This is a genomic window from Aeromonas sp. 84A (assembly GCF_051919345.1).
In the GTDB taxonomy this organism is placed as follows: domain Bacteria; phylum Pseudomonadota; class Gammaproteobacteria; order Enterobacterales; family Aeromonadaceae; genus Aeromonas; species Aeromonas veronii.
In genome coordinates this window covers 4,695,001-4,714,454 of the sequence record NZ_JBQBEW010000001.1, presented here as the reverse complement: position 1 = coordinate 4,714,454, position 19,454 = coordinate 4,695,001, and the positions used below count along the sequence as shown (strand labels likewise).

The following is a 19,454-nucleotide window of genomic DNA, read 5'->3' as shown; positions in this document are numbered from 1 at the left end:
AATAGGGGCTTTCTTGTGTAGGGGCGTAGTTCGAATTGGTAGAACAGCGGTCTCCAAAACCGATGGTTGCGGGTTCGAGTCCTGCCGCCCCTGCCATATACCTCGTCTCGTACGGGGCTTTTGTGTCTTTGGTTACGTCAGATACAGGTGGGTTGTATGAGTGTTAGTTCTGAGAGCCAGGGCGGAAGCAAGGATACCCTGCTTTGGGGCCTGGTTTTCATTATCCTGGCGGCCGCTGTAGTGGGTAATTACCTGCTCAACGATGTTGTCGCTGCCGTCCGCGCCCTGGGTGTGGTCGTTGTCATTGCTGCTGCTGGTGCAGTAGCCCTGCAAACCACCAAGGGAAAGGCAACACTGGCATTCGCCCGTGAGTCTCGCCTGGAAGTCCGCAAGGTCGTATGGCCGACCCGTCAGGAGGCCATTCAGACAACCCTGATTGTGCTGGCGGTGACCGCCGTGATGGGGCTGCTGCTGTTCGTTCTGGACGGTGCCTTGGTCTGGTTGGTCAACCTGATTACCGGTGTGTAAGGATAAGCCATGACTGAACAACGTGAACAACGTATGAGATGGTATGTCGTGCAGGCTTTTTCCGGCTATGAAGGCCGTGTAGCCAAGTCCCTGCGCGAACATATCAAGATGCATGGCATGGAAGACATGTTCGGTGAAGTACTGGTCCCGACCGAAGAAGTGGTCGAGATGCGTGCTGGCCAGAAGCGCAAGAGTGAGCGCAAGTTTTTCCCGGGTTATGTCCTGGTCCAGATGATCATGGATGAAACCACATGGCACTTGGTACGTAACGTACCGCGTGTAATGGGCTTCATCGGCGGTACTTCCGACCGTCCGGCACCGATCTCCGACAAAGAGGCCGATGCCATCCTGAACCGTCTGCAGGATGCCCACGACAAGCCGCGTCCGAAAACCCTGTTTGAACCGGGTGAAATGGTGCGAGTTGCCGATGGTCCGTTTGCCGACTTCAACGGTACCGTTGAAGAGGTAGATTATGAGAAGAGCCGCGTGAAGGTCTCTGTACTGATCTTCGGTCGTTCTACTCCTGTTGAACTGGATTTTGGTCAGGTCGAAAAAGGCTGATTGAATTCTGTACGTTTAACGGTTGTCAGGGGCAGTGAATATCTCTATAATTCGCTGCCCCTTTATTAGTTGGGGAGCCGTTTGCAGGAGCAAGTCTCCGAGGCGCTAGAACCCATTTTTGAGGTATTTTCCTAATGGCTAAGAAAGTCACAGCTTATATCAAGCTGCAGGTTGCTGCTGGTGCAGCCAACCCGTCTCCTCCCGTTGGTCCTGCACTGGGTCAACACGGTGTTAACATCATGGAATTCTGTAAGGCGTTCAACGCTCGTACAGAGAAGCTGGAAAAAGGTTCACCGACTCCGGTCGTGATCACCGTTTACAGCGACCGTTCCTTCACCTTCGAAACCAAGACTCCGCCTGCTTCCTTCCTGCTGAAGAAAGCTGCTGGCATCAAGTCTGGTTCTTCCAAGCCGAACAAAGACAAGGTTGGTAAGGTGACCGTTGCCCAGCTGCAAGAAATCGCCAAGACCAAAGAGCCGGATATGACTGGTGCCGATCTGGATGCAAAAGTACGTTGCATCGCAGGCTCCGCTCGTTCCATGGGTCTGGTAGTGGAGGATTAAGACAATGGCTAAACTTTCCAAGCGTATGCGCGTTATTCGCGAAAAAGTTGACGGTACCAAAGAGTACTCCATCAACGAAGCCATTGCCCTGCTGAAAGAACTGGCTACCGCCAAGTTCGTTGAAAGCGTTGACGTTGCTGTCAACCTGGGTATCGACGCTCGTAAATCTGACCAGAACGTACGTGGTGCTACTGTACTGCCGCACGGTACCGGTCGTGATGTACGCGTTGCCGTATTTACTCAAGGTGCCAACGCCGAAGCAGCAAAAGCTGCCGGTGCTGACCTGGTAGGTATGGATGACCTGGCCGATCTGGTTAAGAAAGGCGAGATGAACTTCGACGTAGTTATCGCATCCCCGGATGCCATGCGCGTTGTTGGTCAACTGGGTCAAATCCTGGGCCCGCGCGGCCTGATGCCGAACCCGAAAGTTGGTACTGTAACTCCTAACGTTGCCGAAGCTGTCAAGAACGCCAAGGCTGGTCAGGTTCGTTACCGTAACGACAAGAATGGTATCATCCATACCACTCTGGGTAAGGTTTCTTTCAACGAAGTTCAGCTGAAAGAAAACTTGGAAGCTCTGCTGGTTGCCCTGAAAAAAGGCAAGCCCTCTTCCGCCAAAGGTCAATTCATCAAGAAAGTCAGCATCTCCACCACCATGGGTGCCGGTGTTGCCGTAGACCAAGCTTCTCTGGAAGCTCAGGCCTAATTGATGGGTTTTACAAGGCGCAAAATTTAATCTATAATTTTGCGCCTTGATTGGTTGGGGGTTTCGACCTCCGTCCAAGACCGCAGGAGGCTGCAAAGCCTTAATGTTTCCTGCGTAGACGGTGCCGGAAACCCAGCGAGAAAGATTCTTTCTCTTCTGGAATCCTGCTACCGCATCGTTCCCCTCTGTTGTAAAGGTAGGGGGGATGTGTCAGTACTGGGTCAATAGACCCGGATTCAATCCAGGAGTTAAGCCAATGGCATTGGGACTCGAAGACAAAAAGGCAATTGTTGCTGAAGTCAACGAAGCTGCCAAAGGCGCTCTTTCTGCAGTTGTTGCCGATTCTCGCGGTGTAACTGTAGACAAGATGACCGTCCTGCGTAAAACCGCTCGTGAAGCCGGTGTGTACATGCGCGTTGTGCGTAACACCCTGCTGCGTCGCGCGGTAGAAGGTACCGAATACGAGTGCCTGAACGACGCATTTACCGGTCCTACCTTGATTGCTTTCTCTAACGAACACCCGGGCGCTGCTGCTCGTCTGTTCAAAGAGTTTGCCAAAGCGAACCAAAAGTTCGAAATCAAGGCTGGCGCTTTTAACGGTGAGTTTATCGCCGCAGCACAAATTGATCGTCTGGCCACGCTGCCGACTTACGAAGAAGCAATTGCGAAGTTGATGGCTACTATGAAAGAAGCCTCTGCTGGCAAGCTGGTTCGTACTATCGCTGCTGTTCGCGACCAGAAACAAGCTGCTGCTTGATTCTCGCCTATTTAGGCTGTTTGAGTTTATTCAACATCAGGAATTTTTGTCATGTCTATCACTAAAGACCAAATCATCGAAGCCGTTGCTTCCATGTCCGTAATGGAAGTTGTTGAGCTGATCGAAGCTATGGAAGAGAAGTTCGGTGTTTCTGCCGCTGCTGCCGTAATGGCTGGCCCGGCTGCTGCTGAAGCAGTAGAAGAGAAGACCGAGTTCGACGTAGTTCTGACTGCTGCTGGCGCCAACAAAGTTGCCGTTATCAAAGCCGTTCGTGGCGCTACCGGTCTGGGCCTGAAAGAAGCCAAAGATCTGGTAGAAGCTGCTCCGGCTAACCTGAAGGAAGGCGTGTCCAAGGACGAAGCTGAAGCTCTGAAGAAAGAGCTGGAAGCTGCCGGTGCTTCTGTTGAGATCAAATAATCTGCATTTATGTAGATTAGCCTGATAAAACAGGCTAGGGCTGGTGAATTTTTGTTCACCAGCCTTTTTGCGCTGTAGACTGAGAGCATTTCACACCGTTTACGACTCTCGGTGCACCAGCAATCCGGACTGTCTTCTTTCGTCCGGGCCAACACAAAACGGTGTTGAGACAGAGCTGTCCCGCGGGACAGAGTGGGTCACTTATCAGCGAGCTGAGGAACCCTATGGTTTACTCTTATACCGAAAAAAAACGCATTCGTAAGGACTTCGGTAAGCGAGACCAGGTACTGGACACGCCTTATCTGTTGTCCATTCAGCTGGACTCCTTCAAGCAGTTCATCGAGGCTGACCCGGAAGGTGAATATGGCCTAGAGGCCGCTTTCCGTAGCGTTTTCCCGATCACCAGTTACTCCGGTAGTGCTGAGCTTCAGTATGTCAGCTATCGCCTGGGTGAGCCGGTATTTGACGTAAAAGAATGCCAGATCCGTGGAGTGACCTACTCCGCGCCGCTGCGTGTCAAGCTTCGTATGGTTCTGTACGACCGTGAAGCAGCTGCCGGCACCGTCAAAGACATCAAGGAACAAGAAGTATACATGGGCGAAATTCCGCTCATGACCGAGAACGGCACCTTTGTTATCAATGGTACCGAGCGGGTTATCGTCTCCCAGCTGCACCGCAGCCCGGGCGTCTTCTTCGACCACGATAAAGGCAAAACTCATTCATCCGGTAAGGTACTGTATAACGCTCGCGTTATCCCCTACCGTGGCTCCTGGCTGGACTTCGAGTTTGATGCGAAAGACAACCTGTTTGTCCGTATCGACCGTCGTCGCAAACTGCCAGCATCCATTATTCTGCGCGCCCTGGACTTCACTTCCGAACAAATCCTGGCCACCTTCTTCGAGACCATCGGTTTTGAAGTAAAAGATGGCAAGTTGATGATGGATCTGGTGCCGGAGCGTCTGCGTGGTGAAACTGCGACCTTTGACATCGTGGCCAATGGCGCCGTGGTGGTTGAGACCGGTCGTCGTGTGACTGCGCGTCACATCCGTCAGTTGGAAAAAGACGCCGTTACCCAGATTGAGGTTCCGGTTGAGTATGTTGTTGGCAAGGTTGCTGCCAAGGACTACGCACATCCGCAAACTGGCGAGATGGTCGTGACCGCCAACCAGGCACTGAGCCTGGAAGCGATCGCCAACCTGTCCCAAGCCGGCTTCAAGCATTTCGAGGTTCTGTTCACCAACGAACTGGATCACGGTGCTTACATGTCCGAGACCCTGCGTGTCGACTCCAGCTCCAACCGTTTGGAAGCGCTGGTCGAGATCTATCGCATGATGCGTCCGGGCGAGCCGCCTACTCGCGAAGCTGCAGAACAGCTGTTCGAAAACCTGTTCTTCTCCGCCGAGCGTTACGACCTGTCTACCGTAGGTCGGATGAAGTTCAACCGCCGTCTGGGTCGTGAAGACGAGACTGGCGCTGGTGTACTGACCAAAGACGACATCGTCGATGTGATGAAGCGCCTGATCAACATCCGTAACGGTAACGACGAAGTGGACGATATCGACCACTTGGGTAACCGTCGTATCCGTTCTGTCGGTGAAATGGCTGAAAACCAGTTCCGCGTCGGTCTGGTGCGTGTCGAGCGTGCGGTCAAGGAGCGTCTCTCCCTGGGCGACCTGGACACCCTGATGCCGCAGGATCTGATCAACGCCAAGCCGATCTCTGCCGCAGTCAAAGAGTTCTTTGGTTCCAGCCAGCTGTCCAAGTTTATGGACCAGAACAACCCGCTCTCCGAAGTGACCCACAAGCGTCGTATCTCCGCGCTGGGCCCGGGCGGTTTGACTCGTGAGCGTGCCGGCTTTGAAGTCCGAGACGTACACCCGACTCACTACGGTCGTCTGTGCCCTATCGAGACTCCTGAAGGTCCGAACATCGGTCTGATCAACTCTCTGTCCGTGTACTCTCGTACCAACGAGTACGGTTTCCTCGAGACCCCGTACCGTAAGGTCATTGACGGTGTGATCACCGACGAAGTGGACTACCTGTCTGCTATTGAAGAAGGCAAGTACGTGATCGCACAGGCTAACGCCGCGACCACCGAAGATGGCCGTCTGAAAGATGAATTGATCCCGTGCCGTCACAAAGGTGAATCCACCTTTATGAACGCCGACCAGATCCAGTATATGGACGTGAGCCCGCAGCAGATCGTATCTGTGGCAGCCGCTCTGATCCCGTTCCTGGAACACGATGACGCGAACCGCGCATTGATGGGTTCAAACATGCAACGTCAGGCTGTACCGACTCTGCGTGCAGACAAGCCGCTGGTAGGTACCGGTATGGAACGCGCTGTGGCCGTTGACTCCGGTGTAACCGTAGTAGCCAAGCGTGGCGGCGTAATCGACTATGTCGATGCCTCCCGTATCGTCCTGAAGGTCAATGAAGATGAGCTGATGCCAGGCGAAGCCGGTATCGACATCTACAACCTGACCAAATACACCCGTTCCAACCAGAACACCTGTATCAACCAGCGTCCTTGTGTGATGTTGGGTGAGCCGGTCATGGCTGGCGACGTACTGGCTGACGGCCCGTCCACCGATCTGGGTGAACTGGCGCTGGGTCAGAACATGCGCGTCGCGTTCATGCCGTGGAACGGTTACAACTTCGAAGACTCGATCCTGGTGAACGAGCGTGTTGTTCAGGAAGATCGCCTGACCACCATCCATATCCAGGAACTGGCCTGTATCTCCCGTGACACCAAGCTGGGTCCGGAAGAGATCACTGCTGACATCCCGAACGTGGGTGAAGCCGCTCTGTCCAAGCTGGACGAGTCCGGTATCGTCTACGTGGGTGCTGAAGTGAAGGGCGGCGACATTCTGGTCGGTAAGGTAACCCCGAAAGGTGAAACCCAGCTGACGCCGGAAGAGAAGCTGCTGCGCGCCATCTTCGGTGAGAAGGCGTCCGATGTGAAGGACTCCTCCCTGCGTGTACCGAACGGTGTGTACGGTACCGTGGTTGACGTGCAAGTCTTTACCCGCGATGGCGTGGAAAAAGACAAGCGCGCCAAAGAAATCGAAGAGATGCAGTTGAAGGAAGCGAAGAAGGACTTGACCGAAGAGTTCAAGATCCTGGAAGACGGCATTTTCGGCCGCTCCCGCAACCTGCTGCTGGCCGCCGGTTACAGCGAAGATCGTCTGAACAAGCTCGATCGCTCCAAGTGGTTTGAACTGGCCATCGAAGACGAAGGCAAGCAGACCGAACTGGAACAGATCGCTGAACAGCACGTTGAGCTGAAAGCCGAGTTCGACAAGAAATTCGAGAACAAGCGTCGCAAGATTATCCAGGGTGATGATCTGGCACCGGGCGTACTGAAAATCGTCAAGGTTTATCTGGCAGTCAAGCGTCGCATCCAGCCGGGTGACAAGATGGCGGGCCGTCACGGTAACAAGGGTGTTATCTCCAAGATCTGTCCGGTCGAGGATATGCCTCATGACGAGTTCGGCCGTCCGGTCGACATCGTACTGAACCCGTTGGGCGTACCATCCCGTATGAACATCGGTCAGATCCTCGAAGTGCACCTGGGCCTTGCGGCCAAGGGTATCGGCGAGAAGATCGATCGCATGGTCAAAGAGCAGCGCGAGCTGCACGAGATGCGCAACTTCCTGCAACAGGTCTATGACCTGGGCGAGAAGGACACCCAGCAAGTGAACATCGCCGAACTGTCTGATGACGACGTACGTACCCTGGTGGGTAACCTGCGTAAGGGTCTGCCGGTTGCTACTCCAGTGTTTGATGGTGCCAAAGAGCGCGAAATCAAAGCCCTGCTGAAGCTGGCCGATCTGCCGGAATCCGGTCAGATTGATCTGTTCGATGGCCGTACCGGTAACCGCTTCGAGCGTAAAGTAACCGTTGGTTACATGTACATGCTCAAGCTGAACCACTTGGTCGACGACAAGATGCACGCGCGTTCTACCGGTTCTTACAGCCTGGTTACCCAGCAGCCGCTGGGTGGTAAGGCTCAGTTCGGTGGTCAGCGTTTCGGTGAGATGGAAGTGTGGGCCCTGGAGGCTTACGGTGCGGCATATACCCTGCAGGAAATGCTGACCGTCAAGTCTGACGATGTGAATGGCCGTACCAAGATGTATAAGAACATCGTGGATGGCGACCACCGTATGGAGCCGGGCATGCCCGAATCCTTCAACGTATTGCTGAAGGAAATCCGCTCTCTGGGTATCAACATCGAGCTGGACGAAGAATAAGAGCTCGCTCTTATTGTTCGAGAATTGACGTGGGCGCCCCGCTGTTTTGGCAGCCGGGGCGCCGAGGTTAGACTCCTGACAGGGGAAACACGTGAAAGACTTACTCAAGTTTTTGAAGGCTCAGACCAAGACCGAAGAGTTTGACAGTATCAAGATCGGTCTGGCCTCTCCTGACATGATCCGCTCCTGGTCATTCGGTGAGGTCAAAAAGCCTGAGACCATCAACTACCGGACTTTCAAGCCGGAGCGTGATGGTCTGTTCTGCGCCCGTATCTTCGGACCGGTGAAGGACTACGAGTGTCTGTGCGGCAAGTACAAGCGCCTGAAACACCGTGGTGTGATCTGTGAGAAGTGCGGCGTTGAAGTGACCCAGACCAAGGTCCGTCGTGAGCGTATGGGCCACATTGAGCTGGCCAGCCCGACTGCCCACATCTGGTTCCTGAAGTCCCTGCCGTCCCGTATCGGTCTGCTGCTGGACATGACCCTGCGCGACATTGAGCGCGTGCTCTACTTCGAATCTTTCGTGGTAATCGAGCCGGGTATGACCAACCTCGAACGCAGCCAGATGCTCTCTGAAGAGCAGTACCTGGATGCGCTGGAAGAGTGGGGCGACGAATTTGACGCCAAGATGGGTGCCGAAGCAATCCTGGCATTGCTGCGCGCTATCGATCTGGAAGGTGAAGTCAAAACCATGCGTGAGGAGCTGGATCAAACCAACTCCGAGACCAAGCGCAAGAAGACCACCAAGCGTCTGAAGCTGATGGAAGCTTTCCTGCAGTCCGGCAACAAGCCGGAGTGGATGATCATGACAGTGCTGCCTGTGCTGCCGCCGGACCTGCGTCCGCTGGTACCCCTGGACGGCGGCCGTTTCGCGACTTCCGATCTGAACGATCTGTACCGTCGCGTGATCAACCGTAACAACCGCTTGAAGCGTCTGCTGGATCTGGCTGCTCCGGACATCATCGTGCGCAACGAAAAGCGTATGCTGCAAGAGTCCGTCGATGCCCTGCTGGATAACGGCCGTCGCGGTCGTGCCATCACCGGTTCCAACAAGCGCCCGCTGAAATCCCTGGCCGACATGATCAAGGGTAAGCAGGGTCGTTTCCGTCAGAACCTGCTCGGTAAGCGTGTCGACTACTCCGGTCGTTCCGTTATCACCGTAGGCCCGACTCTGCGTCTGCATCAGTGCGGTCTGCCGAAGAAGATGGCGCTGGAACTGTTCAAGCCGTTCATCTATGGCAAACTGGAAACCCGCGGTCTGGCGACCACTATCAAGGCCGCCAAGAAGATGGTGGAGCGTGAGGAAGCTGTCGTTTGGGATATCCTGGACGAAGTGATCCGCGAACACCCGGTTCTGCTGAACCGTGCACCGACTCTACACCGTCTGGGTATCCAGGCATTCGAACCGACTCTGGTCGAAGGCAAGGCAATCCAGCTGCACCCGCTGGTTTGTGCTGCGTATAACGCGGACTTCGATGGTGACCAGATGGCGGTCCACGTACCGCTGACCCTGGAAGCCCAGCTGGAAGCGCGTGCGCTGATGATGTCTACCAACAACATCCTGTCGCCTGCCTCTGGTGAGCCGATCATCGTTCCTTCTCAGGACGTGGTCTTGGGTCTGTACTACATGACCCGTGCCCGTATCAACGCCAAAGGCGAAGGTATGGTGCTGGCCGGCCCGAAAGAAGCCGAGAAAGTATATCGCGCCGGTTTGGCCGATCTGCATGCTCGTGTGAAAGTACGCATTACCGAATACCTGCGTCAGGAAGACGGTTCTCTGCGTGAACACACCGAGATGAAGAACACCACCGTTGGTCGTGCGATCCTGAGCCTGATCCTGCCCAAAGGTATGGAATACGCCCTGATCGACGAGCCGAAGGTGCTGACTGCTGCAGAACAGGCTGATCTGGATGCCAATCCGCAGAACTGGATCAAGTGCGTATCCAACAAGGCGCTGGGCAAAAAGCTCATCTCTCGTCTGCTGAACACCTGCTATCGCAAGCAGGGCCTGAAGGACACCGTTATCTTCGCTGACCAGCTGATGTATACCGGTTTCCACTACGCGGCCCTGTCCGGTGCTTCCGTTGGTATCGATGACATGGTCATCCCGGATGCCAAGAAAGACATCATCGCGGCAGCCGAAGCCGAAGTTGCCGAGATCCAGGACCAGTTCCTGTCAGGTCTGGTAACTGCGGGCGAGCGTTACAACAAGGTTATCGATATCTGGGCCAGCGCCAACGAGCGCGTCTCCAAGGCCATGATGGAGAACTTGTCCAAAGAGCGTAACGTCAACTCGCTGGGTGAAGAAGAAGAGCAGGCCTCGTTCAACAGCATCTTTATGATGGCCGACTCTGGTGCGCGTGGTTCCGCCGCCCAGATCCGTCAGCTGGCCGGTATGCGTGGCCTGATGGCCAAGCCGGATGGCTCCATCATCGAGACCCCGATCATCGCGAACTTCCGCGAAGGTCTGAACGTACTGCAGTACTTTATCTCTACCCACGGTGCTCGTAAGGGTCTGGCCGATACTGCACTGAAGACTGCGAACTCCGGTTACCTGACTCGTCGTCTGGTAGACGTGGCGCAAGACATGGTGATCACCGAGGACGATTGCGGCACTACCGACGGTCTGTGGATGACTCCGCTGATCGAGGGTGGCGACGTGGTCGAGCCGCTGCGTGAGCGCGTGCTGGGTCGTGTGGTGGCAGAAGATGTCATCAAGCCGGGTACCGAGGACGAGATCCTGGTTGCTCGCAACACCCTGCTCGACGAGCAGCTGTGTGACCTGCTGGAGCGTAACTCCGTTGACCGTGTGAAGGTACGTTCTGCCATCACCTGTGAAACCGACTTCGGTAACTGTGCTCACTGCTACGGCCGTGATCTGGCCCGTGGTCACCTGGTTAACAAGGGTGAGGCAGTCGGTGTTATCGCCGCCCAGTCCATCGGTGAACCGGGTACCCAGCTGACGATGCGTACTTTCCACATCGGTGGTGCTGCATCTCGTGCCGCTGCTGAAAGCAGCATCCAGGTCAAGAACACAGGTACCATCAAGCTGCAGAACGCCAAGTTCGTTCACAACAGCGATGACAAACTGGTTATCACCTCACGTTCTACCGAACTGACCATCATGGACGACATGGGCCGTACCAAGGAAAGCCACAAGCTGCCTTACGGTTCCGTGCTGGAAGTGAAGGATGGCCAGGCCGTGAGTGCTGGCGAGACCGTTGCCAACTGGGATCCGCACACCCACCCGATCATCACCGAAGTGGCAGGTCGCCTGCAGTTCGAACACATGATCGATGGCGTGACCATCACTCGTCAGACCGACGAGCTGACCGGTCTCTCTTCTATCGTTGTTCTGGACGTCAACGAGCGTCCGAGCGCCGGTAAAGAGATGCGTCCGACCGTTAAACTGGTCGACCTGAACGGCAAAGACGTGATGATCCCGGGTACCGATGTAGCCGCCCAGTACTTCCTGCCGGGCAAGGCGATCGTGAACCTGGAAGATGGTGCCAACGTGGGCGTGGGTGACGCGGTAGCGCGTATCCCGCAAGAGTCTGGCGGTACCAAGGACATCACCGGTGGTCTGCCGCGCGTTGCGGATCTGTTCGAAGCACGTCAACCGAAGGAACCGGCAATTCTGGCCGAGATCTCCGGTACCATCTCCTTCGGGAAAGAGACCAAGGGCAAACGCCGTCTGGTCATCACCCCGACCGATGGTGGCAACGTCTACGAAGAGATGATTCCGAAGTGGCGTAACCTGAACGTGTTCGAAGGTGAAAAAGTTGAGAAGGGTGAAGTGCTGGCGGACGGTCCTGAGTCTGCTCACGACATCCTGCGTCTGCGCGGTATCAGCCCGGTCGCCAACTACATCGCCAACGAAGTGCAAGACGTTTACCGTCTGCAAGGCGTTAAGATCAACGACAAGCACATCGAAGTCATCGTTCGTCAGATGCTGCGCAAGTGCGAGATCCTGAGCGCTGGCGATACCGATCTGATCGAAGGCGAACAGGTTGAAGTGGCTCGTGTGAAGATTGCCAACCGTAAGCTGGTTGCCGAGGGCAAGACCCCTGCGACCTACCGTCATGTACTGATGGGTATTACCAAGGCATCTCTGAGCACCGAGTCCTTCATCTCCGCGGCTTCCTTCCAGGAAACCACTCGCGTTCTGACCGAAGCCGCCGTAGGTGGCAAGCGTGATGAACTGCGTGGTCTGAAAGAGAACGTCATCGTGGGTCGTCTGATCCCGGCTGGTACCGGCTTTGCCTACCACCACAGCCGGATCAACCAGCGTGCTGCCGCAGCTCGTGCTGTTGGTGCCCCGCAGGTGACCGCTGATGAAGCGGAGCAGAACCTGGCGGATCTGCTGAACGCAGCCGGTAGCTTCGACGAAGAGTAACTCGTCATCCGTGATTGAAAAGGGCTCCTTCAAGGAGCCCTTTTTGTTGGCCAATTCCTCGGCAATGGTAGACGCAGCGCGGGTTTCAGGATGATCCAGAGCAAAGTTGTAGAGTAAAAAATCAAAAAAAGTTGACTTTACTCCCCTGCAATTTAAAACTCGGGAAAGTTGAATGGTTATTACAGGGGTAGAACATGACTGTCGGTATCGAGGAAGCCATGCTTCCCGAAGAACAGCTGATCAGCCGCACTTTTACAGATGAAGACAGGGAATTGTTGCGCTCATACGATGGGCTCATCGATGGCTTGGCCGAGCTGTTCGGCAAGCATTGTGAAGTGGTTCTCCACTCCCTGGAAAATCTGCACGAGTCGGTGATCAAGATCGCTAACGGCTTCAATACCGGACGCACCCTCGGGGCGCCCATCACCGATCTCGCCCTGCGCATGCTCAAGGACATCGAGAGCACCGGCCAGGATTACACCCAGAGCTATTTCGCTCGCAGCCGTACCGGCGCGCTGATGAAGTCGAGCACTATCGCCATTCGCAACAGCGAGCGGCAAGTGGTGGGGCTTATCTGCATCAACCTGCACATCAATGCGCCTTTCCACGAGTTCGTGGCCGAATTTTTCCCGACGCCCCAGCAGGCGGCGCGTCAGTCACCAGAGACCTTCGCCAATAGCGTGGAAGAGCTGGTTGCCCAGACGGTGGATAACACTATCGACGAGATCAACCGTGATCCCACCGTGGCCAACAATGCCAAGAATCGCTTCATCGTGACCCAGCTGTTCGAGAAGGGCATTTTCGACATCAAGGATTCGATCAATCTGGTGGCGGACAAACTCAATATTTCAAAACATACCGTTTATCTTTACATCCGACAGCGCAAGCAGGGTGAAGACGAGAACGAGTAACTCATTCCAGAAGGGGATAGATGAATGGCTAAAGAAGTGATTGCAACCGACAAGGCGCCTGCCGCGATTGGTCCGTATGTTCAGGCTACCAAGGTTGGCGAGATGATCTTCACCTCCGGGCAGATCCCGCTCGATCCTGCCACCATGGAAATCGTGGCTGGCGGCATTGAAGAGCAGGCCGAACGGGTGATGAAGAACCTGGTTGCCGTGTTGCACGCTGCCGGTGCCGATGCCAGCAAAGTGGTCAAAACCACCTGCTTCCTGAGCGACATGAACAACTTCGTTGCCTTCAATCAGGTCTATGCCCGCTACTTTGGCGATGCGGCGCCAGCCCGCTCCTGCGTGGAGGTGGCCCGTCTGCCGAAAGATGTGCTGGTCGAGGTCGAGGCGATTGCCCATCTCTGATCAACAGATTGAATCAAGCCCCTCCTGGCAGGGGCTTTTTTGTTTTTGGCGTAAAATGGACCGGGTCAGCACAGGAGTCCTGCTATGAGTCTGAGTTTTGCCATCCTGGTCACGGGGCCTGCCTATGGCACCCAATCGGCCAGCACAGCCTATCGTTTTGCCCGCACCCTGTTGGCACAGGGGCATACCTTGTCCCACCTGTTCTTCTATCAGGATGGGGTCTGCAACGGCAACGGTCTGCATCTGCCTGCATCCGATGAGACTGACCTGGTGCGTCTGTGGCGAGAGCTGGCAGAAGAGCAGGGGATCTGTATCGACGTCTGTGTCGCCGCCGCCATGCGGCGCGGTGTGCTCGATGAGCAGGAGGCCAAGGGGGCAGGGCAGGTGCACTTCAATCTGCAAGCGCCATTTTGCCTGAGCGGTCTGGGCCAGTTGGCCGAGGCAGCGCTCACCGCCGATCGACTGGTTCAGTTCTAGGGGGAGTCATGAGCAAGAAAATCGCCTTTATCTGCAGTCGTGGTCCCCATGGCCATGCCGCTGGCCGGGAAGGACTGGATGCCTTGTTGGCCACCTCGGCCATGACCGATGAGCTGGCCCTCTTCCTGATTGGGGACGGCGTGCTGCAGCTGCTCAAGGAGCAGCAGCCTGCCGCCATTTTGCAGCGCCACTACGCCCCCACCTTCAAAATGCTGGAACTCTACGACATCGAAGAGGTCTATGTTTGTGCTGACTCGCTGGCAGAGCGTGGTGTGACAGTAGATGATCTGCTGATCCCCGTCGAGAGTCTGCCGCGCCAGGAACTGGCTCGGCGCTGGGCACAATGTTCGACTCACATCAGCTTTTGAGGTCTCCATGTTGCATCTGATATTGAACTCCCCCTTTCAGAGTCAGGCTCTGGCAGAGGCGCTCTCATACCTTCAGCCCGAGGATGAGCTGGTACTGATGCAGGATGCCGTGATTGCGGCATCGGCTCCCCAGTGGAGCGCGCGGCTGGCGGGTATCCCGCTTTATGTAATGCAGGAAGATCTGCAAGCTCGCGGTTTGCAGCATCGGGTGGGCAATGTGCTCGATATGGCGGGTCTGGTGGCACTGATTGCGCAAAAAGGTTCTCCGCGCACCTGGGGTGGCTGAGAAGCATATTTTCAAGAAAATTCAAGGTGATGTCGTGAAATCAAACGGATCCGAATTGCCCTTTTGTGACGCAAATTGTATAAATCTTGACTCCCCAGACAACAGGGCATAAAATTTCGCGTCCCCGTATCTGCGGGGAGGATTTTCCACACGTTTATGAAGTCATTATCAGGAGCCTTTTGATGGCAACTATTAACCAGTTGGTTCGCAAGCCACGCATCAAGCTCGTTGTGAAAAGCAACGTGCCGGCGCTGGAAGCGTGCCCTCAGAAGCGTGGCGTATGCACTCGTGTATATACCACCACCCCGAAGAAGCCTAACTCTGCACTGCGTAAAGTGTGCCGTGTACGTCTGACCAACGGCTTCGAAGTCACCTCCTACATCGGCGGTGAAGGTCACAACCTGCAAGAGCACTCTGTTGTTCTGATCCGTGGCGGTCGTGTAAAAGACTTGCCAGGTGTTCGTTATCACACCGTTCGTGGTGCGTTGGACTGTGCCGGTGTTAAAGACCGTAAGCAGGCTCGCTCCAAGTATGGCGTGAAGCGTCCTAAAGCTTAATGGTTCTCCGTTAAGTAAGGCCAAACGTTAATTCGTTTCTAGTTAGATAGCTTTCTAGTTTTGGGTAATCCCTGAAGTTACGGAGAATTTGAAATGCCAAGACGTCGTGTTGTTGGTCAGCGTAAAATCCTGCCAGATCCCAAGTTCGGATCAGAGCTGCTGGCTAAATTTGTCAACGTAGTAATGGTTGACGGTAAGAAATCTGTTGCAGAAGCCATTGTTTATGGCGCCCTGGACATCATTGCCACCAAATCTGGCAAAGAGCACCTGGCCGTATTCGAAGAAGCTCTGGATAACATTCGTCCGGCGGTCGAGGTTAAATCTCGTCGCGTCGGTGGTGCAACCTATCAGGTGCCGGTAGAAGTTCGTCCGGTACGTCGCAATGCCCTGGCAATGCGCTGGTTGGTTGATGCCGCTCGTAAACGTGGTGAAAAATCAATGGCTCAGCGTCTGGCTGGCGAGCTGCTGGATGCCGCTGACAATAAGGGTTCGTCTGTCAAGAAACGTGAAGACGTTCACCGTATGGCTGAAGCGAACAAAGCCTTCGCTCACTTCCGCTGGTAATCCGCTTGCGCAGGGTCTTTTGACTCTGCGCACCTTTAATTATCTAGGGACAAGCGCCTTAGTAAGAGGATGACAATGGCTCGTACAACCCCCATTGAGCGTTATCGTAACATCGGTATCTCCGCTCACATTGACGCCGGTAAGACTACTACTACCGAGCGCGTACTGTTTTACACCGGTGTAAGTCACAAGATCGGTGAAGTTCACGATGGCGCTGCCACCATGGACTGGATGGAACAGGAACAAGAGCGTGGTATCACCATCACCTCCGCCGCGACCACCGCTTTCTGGTCCGGTATGGGTAAACAGTTCCAACCGCACCGTATCAACATCATCGATACCCCGGGCCACGTTGACTTTACTATCGAAGTAGAGCGTTCAATGCGTGTTCTGGACGGTGCCGTGATGGTGTACTGTGCCGTAGGTGGCGTACAGCCACAGTCTGAAACCGTATGGCGTCAGGCTAACAAGTACAAGGTTCCCCGTATCGCGTTCGTCAACAAGATGGACCGTACCGGCGCCAACTTCCTGCGCTGCGTTGAGCACATCAAGACCCGTCTGAAAGGTACTCCGGTTCCCCTTCAGCTGAACATCGGCTCTGAAGAGAACTTCAAGGGCGTTGTTGACCTGGTCAAGATGAAAGCCATCAACTGGAATGAAGCTGATCAGGGCGTATCCTTCGATTACGAAGACGTCCCGGCCGAGTTGCTGGAACAGGCGCAAGAAATGCGCATGAATCTGGTTGAAGCCGCTGCTGAAGCGTCTGAAGACCTGATGGAAAAATACCTGGGCGGCGAAGAGCTGACCGAGGAAGAGATCAAAGGTGCTCTGCGTCAGCGCGTGCTGAACAACGAAATCATCCTGGTAACCTGTGGCTCCGCGTTCAAGAACAAGGGCGTACAGGCCATGCTGGATGCCGTGATCGAGTACCTGCCGGCTCCGACCGACGTTGCTGCTATCGACGGCCTGAAAATGGACGGCGAGACCAAAGACGAGCGTCACGCTTCCGATGACGAGCCGTTCTCTGCTCTGGCGTTCAAGATCGCTACCGACCCGTTCGTTGGTAACTTGACCTTCTTCCGTGTCTACTCTGGCGTGATCAACTCCGGTGACACCGTGCTGAACTCCGTCAAGGACAAGCGCGAGCGTTTTGGCCGTATCGTTCAGATGCATGCCAACAAGCGTGAAGAGATCAAAGAAGTACGCGCTGGTGACATCGCTGCTGCCATCGGTCTGAAAGACGTGACCACTGGTGACACCCTGTGTGACCCGAACGCACCGATCATCCTCGAGCGTATGGAATTCCCGGAGCCGGTAATTTCTATCGCGGTTGAGCCGAAAACCAAGGCTGACCAGGAGAAGATGGGTCTGGCTCTGGGCCGTCTGGCTCAGGAAGATCCGTCCTTCCGCGTATGGACTGACGAAGAGTCAGGTCAAACCATCATCGCTGGTATGGGTGAGCTGCACCTGGACATCATCGTTGACCGTATGCGCCGCGAGTTCAAGGTTGAAGCCAACGTAGGTAAGCCGCAGGTTGCTTACCGTGAAACCATCCGTACCACCGTTAAAGACATCGAAGGCAAGCATGCCAAGCAGTCTGGTGGTCGCGGTCAGTACGGTCATGTTGTTATCGACATGTACCCGCTGGAAGAAGGCAAAGCCTACGAATTCGTCAACGACATCAAAGGTGGTGTCATTCCTGGTGAATTCATCCCAGGTGTTGATAAAGGTATCCGTGAGCAGCTCAAATCTGGTCCGCTGGCTGGTTACCCGGTTATGGATCTGGGTGTGCGTCTGCACTTCGGTTCTTACCACGATGTCGACTCTTCCGAACTGGCGTTCAAAATCGCTGCTTCCATGGCCTTTAAGGCTGGCTTCATGAAAGCCAACCCGGTTCTGCTCGAGCCGATCATGAAAGTAGAAGTTGAAACTCCGGAAGATTACATGGGCGACGTTATCGGTGACCTGAACCGTCGTCGTGGCCTGATCGAAGGTATGGAAGATGGCCCGTCCGGCAAGATCGTACGTGCTCTGGTGCCGCTGGCCGAAATGTTCGGTTATGCAACTGCACTGCGTTCCGCTACCCAAGGTCGTGCTTCCTACGCCATGGAATTCGCCAAGTATCACGATGCACCGACCAACGTTGCACAAGCCGTGATCGAAGAGCGCAAATCCAAGTAATTTAAGATTCCCCGCCTACGACGGTAGGCGGGTTTAACCTAGAAGGACTACGTCGTGTCTAAAGAAAAATTTGAGCGTAATAAACCGCACGTAAACGTCGGTACCATCGGCCACGTTGACCACGGTAAAACCACCCTGACTGCAGCTATCACCAACGTGCTGGCCAAGCACTTCGGTGGTAAAGCTTTCGCCTTCGACCAGATCGACAAGGCACCGGAAGAGCGTGAGCGTGGTATCACCATCAACACCTCCCACGTAGAATACGACACCGCTACCCGTCACTACGCCCACGTAGATTGCCCGGGTCACGCCGACTACGTTAAAAACATGATCACCGGTGCTGCCCAGATGGACGGCGCGATCCTGGTAGTAGCGGCGACTGACGGCCCGATGCCGCAGACTCGTGAGCACATCCTGCTGGGTCGTCAGGTTGGTATCCCGTACATGATCGTGTTCATGAACAAGTGTGACATGGTTGATGACGAAGAGCTGCTCGAACTGGTTGAGATGGAAGTTCGTGAACTGCTGACCGAGTACGACTTCCCGGGTGATGACCTGCCGGTAGTTCGTGGTTCCGCGCTGAAAGCGCTGGAAGGCGACGCTCAGTGGGAAGAGAAGATCATCGAGCTGGCTGGCCACCTGGATACCTACATCCCGGAGCCGGAGCGCGCGATTGACCAACCGTTCCTGATGCCTATCGAAGACGTATTCTCTATCGCTGGCCGTGGTACCGTAGTTACCGGTCGTGTAGAGCGCGGTATCGTTAAAGTAGGTGAGACTGTAGAAATCGTTGGTATCAAAGATACCGTTTCTACCACCTGTACCGGTGTTGAAATGTTCCGTAAGCTGCTGGACGAAGGTCGTGCAGGCGAGAACATCGGCGCGCTGCTGCGTGGTGTTAAGCGTGAAGACGTAGAGCGTGGTCAGGTACTGGCCAAGCCGGGTTCTATCAAGCCGCACACCAAGTTCGAATCTGAAGTGTACGTACTGTCCAAAGAAGAAGGTGGTCGTCATACCCCGTTCTTCAAAGGCTACCGTCCGCAGTTCTACTTCCGTACTACCGACGTGACCGGTACCATCGAACTGCCGGAAGGCGTAGAGATGGTAATGCCGGGCGACAACATCAAAATGGTTGTTACCCTGATTGCTCCGATCGCAATGGACGACGGCCTGCGTTTCGCTATCCGTGAAGGTGGCCGTACCGTAGGTGCTGGTGTTGTAGCTAGCGTAATCGCCTAATCGATTCGTTATATACAAACATGAAAAGGGGTGGCTTCGGCCACCCCTTTTATTTTTGGGGCTATTTATGGCCTGTGAGATACTGGGCAAAACCATTGATAGAGGTAGTTTCCGTGAGCAACCCCGCCATTTTTCTGGATCGTGACGGTGTCATCAATGAAGACACTGGCTATGTCAGCCAGGTCGATGATTTCCATTTTCTGCCCGGAGTCATAGACGCTCTGCAGCTCCTCAAAAAGAAAGGCTATCTACTGGTCGTCGTCACTAACCAGTCCGGAATCGCCC

At 54.9% G+C, this 19,454-nt stretch carries 18 protein-coding genes and 1 tRNA gene (1 of these 19 running past the window's edge); all 19 read left to right on the top strand.

Going from position 1 to position 19,454, the window contains the following annotated elements:
• Positions 1-19: 19 nt before the first annotated feature.
• Positions 20-96 (top strand) — tRNA-Trp (locus tag ACTG20_RS21435).
• Between the two features lie 60 nt (positions 97-156).
• Entirely contained in the window at positions 157-528 is a 372-nt protein-coding gene (secE, locus tag ACTG20_RS21430) for a preprotein translocase subunit SecE (protein ID WP_005306322.1), read from the top strand.
• Between the two features lie 9 nt (positions 529-537).
• Positions 538-1,089: a transcription termination/antitermination protein NusG gene (nusG, locus tag ACTG20_RS21425; RefSeq protein ID WP_005306318.1), complete on the top strand. Its 552-nt coding sequence runs from the start codon at positions 538-540 to the stop codon at positions 1,087-1,089.
• Between the two features lie 134 nt (positions 1,090-1,223).
• Positions 1,224-1,652: a 50S ribosomal protein L11 gene (rplK, locus tag ACTG20_RS21420; RefSeq protein ID WP_005339887.1), complete on the top strand. Its 429-nt coding sequence runs from the start codon at positions 1,224-1,226 to the stop codon at positions 1,650-1,652.
• 4 nt (positions 1,653-1,656) lie between these two features.
• Positions 1,657-2,358, top strand: coding sequence for a 50S ribosomal protein L1 (gene rplA / locus ACTG20_RS21415; RefSeq protein ID WP_005339888.1), 702 nt, complete (start codon positions 1,657-1,659; stop codon positions 2,356-2,358).
• Positions 2,359-2,614: 256 nt separating this feature from the next.
• Positions 2,615-3,115, top strand: coding sequence for a 50S ribosomal protein L10 (gene rplJ, locus ACTG20_RS21410; RefSeq protein ID WP_005339895.1), 501 nt, complete (start codon positions 2,615-2,617; stop codon positions 3,113-3,115).
• A 51-nt stretch (positions 3,116-3,166) separates the two neighbouring features.
• Positions 3,167-3,532 (top strand): 50S ribosomal protein L7/L12, encoded by a 366-nt coding sequence (gene rplL / locus ACTG20_RS21405; protein WP_005306304.1) that lies wholly within the window; start codon positions 3,167-3,169, stop codon positions 3,530-3,532.
• A gap of 224 nt (positions 3,533-3,756) precedes the next feature.
• Positions 3,757-7,785 (top strand): DNA-directed RNA polymerase subunit beta, encoded by a 4,029-nt coding sequence (gene rpoB / locus ACTG20_RS21400; RefSeq protein WP_439987398.1) that lies wholly within the window; start codon positions 3,757-3,759, stop codon positions 7,783-7,785.
• 91 nt (positions 7,786-7,876) lie between these two features.
• The gene (gene rpoC / locus ACTG20_RS21395; protein ID WP_194494695.1) at positions 7,877-12,181 is read left to right on the top strand and encodes a DNA-directed RNA polymerase subunit beta'; all 4,305 of its coding nucleotides are present in this window, start codon (positions 7,877-7,879) and stop codon (positions 12,179-12,181) included.
• Between the two features lie 194 nt (positions 12,182-12,375).
• Positions 12,376-13,092 carry a helix-turn-helix transcriptional regulator gene (locus ACTG20_RS21390; protein WP_005339902.1) on the top strand — a complete coding sequence of 239 codons (717 nt, stop codon included), beginning with the start codon at positions 12,376-12,378 and terminating at the stop codon, positions 13,090-13,092.
• A 24-nt stretch (positions 13,093-13,116) separates the two neighbouring features.
• Complete coding sequence (locus tag ACTG20_RS21385; protein ID WP_005339904.1) at positions 13,117-13,497, top strand: RidA family protein; 381 nt, start codon at positions 13,117-13,119, stop codon at positions 13,495-13,497.
• Between the two features lie 84 nt (positions 13,498-13,581).
• Positions 13,582-13,974, top strand: a complete 393-nt coding sequence (tusD, locus tag ACTG20_RS21380; protein ID WP_139430114.1) for a sulfurtransferase complex subunit TusD — start codon at positions 13,582-13,584, stop codon at positions 13,972-13,974.
• Between the two features lie 8 nt (positions 13,975-13,982).
• Positions 13,983-14,342, top strand: a complete 360-nt coding sequence (tusC, locus tag ACTG20_RS21375; protein ID WP_005341830.1) for a sulfurtransferase complex subunit TusC — start codon at positions 13,983-13,985, stop codon at positions 14,340-14,342.
• Positions 14,343-14,349: 7 nt separating this feature from the next.
• The gene (gene tusB / locus ACTG20_RS21370; RefSeq protein WP_005339909.1) at positions 14,350-14,628 is read left to right on the top strand and encodes a sulfurtransferase complex subunit TusB; all 279 of its coding nucleotides are present in this window, start codon (positions 14,350-14,352) and stop codon (positions 14,626-14,628) included.
• Positions 14,629-14,810: 182 nt separating this feature from the next.
• Positions 14,811-15,185: a 30S ribosomal protein S12 gene (rpsL, locus tag ACTG20_RS21365; protein WP_005306278.1), complete on the top strand. Its 375-nt coding sequence runs from the start codon at positions 14,811-14,813 to the stop codon at positions 15,183-15,185.
• Positions 15,186-15,278: 93 nt separating this feature from the next.
• Complete coding sequence (gene rpsG / locus ACTG20_RS21360; protein WP_005339911.1) at positions 15,279-15,749, top strand: 30S ribosomal protein S7; 471 nt, start codon at positions 15,279-15,281, stop codon at positions 15,747-15,749.
• A gap of 75 nt (positions 15,750-15,824) precedes the next feature.
• Positions 15,825-17,930, top strand: coding sequence for an elongation factor G (gene fusA / locus ACTG20_RS21355; RefSeq protein WP_021229318.1), 2,106 nt, complete (start codon positions 15,825-15,827; stop codon positions 17,928-17,930).
• A 54-nt stretch (positions 17,931-17,984) separates the two neighbouring features.
• Entirely contained in the window at positions 17,985-19,169 is a 1,185-nt protein-coding gene (gene tuf / locus ACTG20_RS21350) for an elongation factor Tu (RefSeq protein WP_005339879.1), read from the top strand.
• A gap of 113 nt (positions 19,170-19,282) precedes the next feature.
• Positions 19,283-19,454, top strand: the beginning of a protein-coding gene (gene gmhB, locus ACTG20_RS21345; RefSeq protein ID WP_194494694.1) for a D-glycero-beta-D-manno-heptose 1,7-bisphosphate 7-phosphatase. 371 nt of this gene lie beyond the right edge of the window; the window shows 172 of its 543 coding nt (coding positions 1-172); it begins with the start codon at positions 19,283-19,285; its stop codon lies beyond the right edge, outside the window.

What these genes read in the sequence shown, in the direction of transcription:
- secE (WP_005306322.1), top strand. Translation starts at nt 157, where the DNA reads ATGAGTGTTAGTTCTGAGAGCCAGGGCGGAAGCAAGGATACCCTGCTT.
- nusG (WP_005306318.1), top strand. Translation starts at nt 538, where the DNA reads ATGACTGAACAACGTGAACAACGTATGAGATGGTATGTCGTGCAGGCT.
- rplK (WP_005339887.1), top strand. Translation starts at nt 1,224, where the DNA reads ATGGCTAAGAAAGTCACAGCTTATATCAAGCTGCAGGTTGCTGCTGGT.
- rplA (WP_005339888.1), top strand. Translation starts at nt 1,657, where the DNA reads ATGGCTAAACTTTCCAAGCGTATGCGCGTTATTCGCGAAAAAGTTGAC.
- rplJ (WP_005339895.1), top strand. Translation starts at nt 2,615, where the DNA reads ATGGCATTGGGACTCGAAGACAAAAAGGCAATTGTTGCTGAAGTCAAC.
- rplL (WP_005306304.1), top strand. Translation starts at nt 3,167, where the DNA reads ATGTCTATCACTAAAGACCAAATCATCGAAGCCGTTGCTTCCATGTCC.
- rpoB (WP_439987398.1), top strand. Translation starts at nt 3,757, where the DNA reads ATGGTTTACTCTTATACCGAAAAAAAACGCATTCGTAAGGACTTCGGT.
- ACTG20_RS21390 (WP_005339902.1), top strand. Translation starts at nt 12,376, where the DNA reads ATGACTGTCGGTATCGAGGAAGCCATGCTTCCCGAAGAACAGCTGATC.
- ACTG20_RS21385 (WP_005339904.1), top strand. Translation starts at nt 13,117, where the DNA reads ATGGCTAAAGAAGTGATTGCAACCGACAAGGCGCCTGCCGCGATTGGT.
- tusD (WP_139430114.1), top strand. Translation starts at nt 13,582, where the DNA reads ATGAGTCTGAGTTTTGCCATCCTGGTCACGGGGCCTGCCTATGGCACC.
- tusC (WP_005341830.1), top strand. Translation starts at nt 13,983, where the DNA reads ATGAGCAAGAAAATCGCCTTTATCTGCAGTCGTGGTCCCCATGGCCAT.
- tusB (WP_005339909.1), top strand. Translation starts at nt 14,350, where the DNA reads ATGTTGCATCTGATATTGAACTCCCCCTTTCAGAGTCAGGCTCTGGCA.
- rpsL (WP_005306278.1), top strand. Translation starts at nt 14,811, where the DNA reads ATGGCAACTATTAACCAGTTGGTTCGCAAGCCACGCATCAAGCTCGTT.
- rpsG (WP_005339911.1), top strand. Translation starts at nt 15,279, where the DNA reads ATGCCAAGACGTCGTGTTGTTGGTCAGCGTAAAATCCTGCCAGATCCC.
- fusA (WP_021229318.1), top strand. Translation starts at nt 15,825, where the DNA reads ATGGCTCGTACAACCCCCATTGAGCGTTATCGTAACATCGGTATCTCC.